We start from the raw sequence: 4,160 nt of genomic DNA, 5'->3' as shown, positions 1-4,160 counted from the left end.
GAACCGTTCGCGACCTTGTTGAACTGGCATCGCTCGCCGAACGCTTCGCCGAACGCCGCGTGGTGCTGCTCGGCGAGGCGACCCATGGTACGGCGGAGTTCTACGATGCCCGGGCGCGCATAACCGAGCTTCTGGTCAAGAAGCACGGCTTCAATATCGTCGCCGTGGAGGCCGATTGGCCCGATGCGCGTGTGTACGATGCCCATGTGCGGGGACTAGCCCGTCCGCAACTGCCGAGAGTCGCCTTCTCGCGCTTTCCCGCCTGGATGTGGCGGAATGGCCAGGTGACCCCCTTTCTCGCGCGACTGAAGGCCATCAATGAGACGATTGCCGATCCCGATCAGCGAGCCGGTTTCTATGGCCTCGATGTGTACAGCCTGGCGGCCTCCATCGAGGCGGTGCTGGCCTATCTCGATCGGTCGATCCGGAGCCGCGCGCATTGCCCGGCATCGATATGGCTGCCTGGCGCCGTTCCGCGCCGAGCCTGCGCAGTATGGGCGTATGGCGCTGACGCAAGGTTTTGCCGTTTGCGAGAAGCCCGTCACCGATGCGCTGGTCGATCTCCTGAGAACCGGCTCGGATATCTCGCCAAAGACGGCGAGTCCTTCTTCAACGCAGAACAGAACGCACGCATTGTGACGGCGGCAGAGCAATATTATCGCATCATGTATTACGGCGACGCGCAGTCCTGGAACCTGCGCGATCAGCACATGTTCGATACGCTCGAACGGGTGCTCGCGCACCGAGGGCCCGACTCGAAAGCCGTGGTCTGGGCGCACAACTCCCATATCGGCGACGCGGCGTTCACGGAAATGGGCCAGGTGCGCGGCGAGCACAATATCGGGCAACTTGCCCGCGCACGCTTCGGCGAGGATTGCGCCCTGATCGGGTTTGGCACCGACCGCGGCACGGTCGCGGCCGCCTCCAACTGGGACGAGCCCATGGAGATAAAAAGCGTGCGGCCCGCCCGCAGCGACTCCTACGAAGGCCGCTCACGGGATGCCGGTATCGCCGCCTTCTTCTTGGAGACGGGGCCGGGACAGCAAGACGCTGTTCGCGAGGCTTTGGCCGAGCGCTTCTGGAGCGGGCGATCGGGGTGATCTACCGCCCCGAGACGGAGCTACTCTCCCACTACTTCCAGGCGGAGTTGTCGCGGCAGTTCGATGCATGGATCTGGTTCACGGAGACGGAAGCGGTGGCCGCGCGGCCGCAAGCCCATCCGCACGGGCCTGACGACACCTATCCATTCGGATTGTAAAGCGATACGGCTGCGCCGGCCGTTACGGCATGCGGACGATGTCGTTGCCCTCGCCGAGCACCACGACGGTTGGCCGATAATTGCGCGCCTCTTCGGCCGGGATCTGGCAATAGGCGACGATGATGACCTTGTCGCCCTTCTGGACCAAACGCGCCGCGGCACCGTTCACGGCGATGTCCGCGGAGCCGCGCGGCGCCTCGATGGCGTAGGTGGTGAAGCGCGCGCCGGTATTGATGTTCAGCACGTCCACCTGCTCATGCGGCAGGATGCCGGAGGCATCCAGCAGGTCGCGGTCGATGCCGATCGACCCCTCGTAATGCATGTCCGCGCCAGTCACCGTCGCCCGGTGCAGCTTGGCCTTCAACATGGTTAGGAACACGTGATCGCCCTTGGATTCCCAGCCGGCGCCGCCGGCGCCCCATTGTTCTCACTCGGGATATAAGACAAGGCCCGCGATGTTGCAATGCAGCACTAGGATTTCCGGGACTTTCCGTCGCGGGTGCTCGCCTGAAACGGTCGCGAGAACGCAGCGGGGCCCAGGTTGTTCGGCTTACCCAAAGCTGAACGCGTTTCCGGGCTTTTTCTTAAAATTGGCGGCAGCGCGCTGACCAGTTTCTTCAGGCGCCTCTGATAGACCGTGGATAAGAGCCCGGGAGGTTGTGCAGCCGGGCCGCAGCCTAACAGGAGGCCATCCAGCCATGTCTCACCAGGCCCTTTCGCCTGAGACCCAGCGCGTTCTCAAGAACCACGGGGTCATTGCCTATACGCCAAGCCGCATGCCGGCGATCTTCTCGTTCCTGCTCACCGGCGCGCTGTTTACGGCGGCGCTGCTGATGAGCTTCGGCCAGGTGCTCGCCGACGATGGCGACGACGGCCGGTATTACTACGACCGCTATGCGCTGCCTTACGTGAAAGCGTATGCGCCGCCGAACACGGCGCCGGGCACTTACGGACGCTCAGACGACGGCGAATATTGGCGCGGCCCGCGCAACAACTACTAGCGCGCGCCCCGCCGACAAGGAGGCCCCGCCCCGTCCCCCCGGGAGCGGGGCTTGCCCGCCCTTTCAGGCGGAAAACGGAATTCGGAAAATTCGCGGCAATTTGCAAGATCGCTCCTAAGCGAACGGTGACAGGGCGTGTGGCAAGAAAGCCGGCATCATCGCCCCGCGGCGAGATCGTCTCGTGCCACCCCGGCCGGGACCCGCGGGCGACCCAAAGGAGACGTTGAACATGCTTCGCACCCTCATTGCCGTGATCGCCATCACCTTCTTCGCCGGCAGCGCTTGGGCCGTCGACGACGCCACGAGCGAGAACGACGCCATCCAGCTCGACCAGAACAACGACCCCAATCCTGAGGGTTCCTGGATGAAGCCGACGCCGAACGACCTCCCCGATCCGGGTGAGGCCCGCGAGATGGAAGAGAGCGACATCATCAACAACTAGTCCTCTCGCCTTCTCAGTTCAGCGCCCTCGGAAGCTCCAAGCTTCCGGGGGCTTTTTTTAGGTGCTAGGTCCGGAGGGCCCACAGGCGCCGGGCGGTGGGCATGCCGCGCAGATCGTGCATGCCGAGACTCTGCAGGCGATAGTCCTGGCCCGTGCCGGCACGATCCGCCACCGTGTCCGACACCACGATCGGCTGCCCCAAGAGCTTCGACATGTCCTGATTGCGGGCGACCTCATTCACGGCGCGGCCGATGACGCCGAACTTCAAGCGCTCCGCCGTGCCCGCATTGCCGAACACCACGTCGCCGAAATGCACGCCAATACCGAAATCGATCTCCGCCGCGCGCGAGCACCCGTCCGCCTTCATCGCGGCAAGACGGCTTTGCGCGCCCATGGCCGCGCGCAGGGCGGCGGCACAGGCCGCCTCCTCCCCCACTTCCTCGGAAGGGAAGAACGCCAGGATGGCGTCGCCAACGATGTCGAGCACCTGCCCGCCCTGCTCGATCACCGCGCCGGCGGCGCAGTCGAAATAGACGTTGAGCAGATCCAGGAACCCCTCGACAGAGAGCTGATCGGCGAGCGCAGTCGAATTGCGCAGATCCGAGTACCACAAGGCCGCGGTCAACCGCTCGCCGTCGCCGCGCTTGATGGTGCCCGACAAGATCCGCCCCCCGACCAGGGGCCCGTGAAAGGTATTGAGCGCGTTGCGCGTGATCTGGTCCTTGATGACGACGCGCAGCGCGAGCGCGAGCGGGGCCAAAACCTGGCGCATGGCGCAGACATGATCTTCCGTAAAGCCTTCCGGGCACTTGGTGGCCCAGGTGGTGCCGAGCCCGTCATGGCTTTCCGGGTGGAGCGGCGCCGACCCGAAGGCCACGATCAGCGCCAGATAATCGGTATGCCCGCCGTCGCGGAGCTGCACCAGCAGCGGAAAGTTCTCCACGCAGGCATCGCGATCGAGCCGGGCGCGGAACTCGGTGCGCTGGTTGGACAGCATGAAATAGAACGGGCTCAGGCGGTAGACCGAGTTGTCCGCGTCCAAGTTCTCGAAATAGCCGACCTCCACACCCGCATCGTCCGTCCAGCTGATGCTCATGCCGTCGAAAAGCGGATGCAGGATGCGGAAGCCCACATGCATGCGGGCGAGCGGCACGCCGGCCGCCACCAGCCGCGTCCATGGCGGTCTCCACCAGGTTCGCCACCGGCATGTCGGCGATGCCTGAGGCGATGATGGCGGAGGCGAAATCGATCGGCGCGGGGCGGGAGCGGGTCTCCGGCTCCGTCTCGGGCCCGGTCTCTCTGTCAGTCATGGCGGTGTCGGTCATGCGCCGACTATATCAGCGCTCCGCGTGGCGTCTTTACGACCAATCCGCCCACATCCGGCCTCCCCCCCGGCATGAAATTTGGCCTCCCTGACAGTGCAAAAGCTGTGGAACCCCCCGCCCCCCGGCACGTTAAG

The 4,160-nt window shown here is 64.9% G+C and carries 6 protein-coding genes; 4 read left to right on the top strand and 2 right to left on the bottom strand.

Annotated elements, in window-relative coordinates:
• Both AUC71_RS19270 and AUC71_RS19265 read left to right on the top strand, forming a co-directional pair.
• A partial coding sequence (locus tag AUC71_RS19270) for an erythromycin esterase family protein (RefSeq protein ID WP_162273648.1) occupies window positions 1-1,100 on the top strand: 1,100 nt, incomplete at its 5' end.
• Complete coding sequence (locus AUC71_RS19265) at window positions 1,097-1,258, top strand: erythromycin esterase family protein (RefSeq protein WP_158007729.1); 162 nt, start codon at window positions 1,097-1,099, stop codon at window positions 1,256-1,258. The genes AUC71_RS19270 and AUC71_RS19265, both read left to right, overlap by 4 nt.
• 22 nt (window positions 1,259-1,280) lie before the next feature.
• Here the strand turns inward: AUC71_RS19265 and panD are convergent, their stop codons facing one another.
• On the bottom strand, window positions 1,281-1,637 hold the full coding sequence (gene panD / locus AUC71_RS06270) for an aspartate 1-decarboxylase (RefSeq protein WP_069623584.1): 357 nt from the start codon (window positions 1,635-1,637) through the stop codon (window positions 1,281-1,283).
• 319 nt (window positions 1,638-1,956) lie between these two features.
• Here panD and AUC71_RS06265 point away from each other — a divergent pair, with 319 nt between their 5' ends.
• Together AUC71_RS06265 and AUC71_RS06260 are read left to right on the top strand one after the other, a co-directional pair.
• Entirely contained in the window at window positions 1,957-2,259 is a 303-nt protein-coding gene (locus AUC71_RS06265) for a hypothetical protein (protein WP_069623583.1), read from the top strand.
• A gap of 229 nt (window positions 2,260-2,488) precedes the next feature.
• Window positions 2,489-2,701, top strand: coding sequence for a hypothetical protein (locus tag AUC71_RS06260; RefSeq protein WP_141701494.1), 213 nt, complete (start codon window positions 2,489-2,491; stop codon window positions 2,699-2,701).
• Window positions 2,702-2,765: 64 nt separating this feature from the next.
• On the opposite strand, the gene AUC71_RS06255 is transcribed toward AUC71_RS06260, so the two are convergent.
• Window positions 2,766-3,866 (bottom strand): adenylate/guanylate cyclase domain-containing protein, encoded by a 1,101-nt coding sequence (locus tag AUC71_RS06255; RefSeq protein WP_141701493.1) that lies wholly within the window; start codon window positions 3,864-3,866, stop codon window positions 2,766-2,768.
• Window positions 3,867-4,160: the final 294 nt, after the last annotated feature.

The organism is Methyloceanibacter marginalis, assembly GCF_001723295.1.
In the GTDB taxonomy this organism is placed as follows: Bacteria; Pseudomonadota; Alphaproteobacteria; order Rhizobiales; family Methyloligellaceae; genus Methyloceanibacter; species Methyloceanibacter marginalis.
The sequence above is the reverse complement of the archived record's forward strand: the minus strand, read 5'-3'. Positions and strand labels throughout refer to the sequence as shown.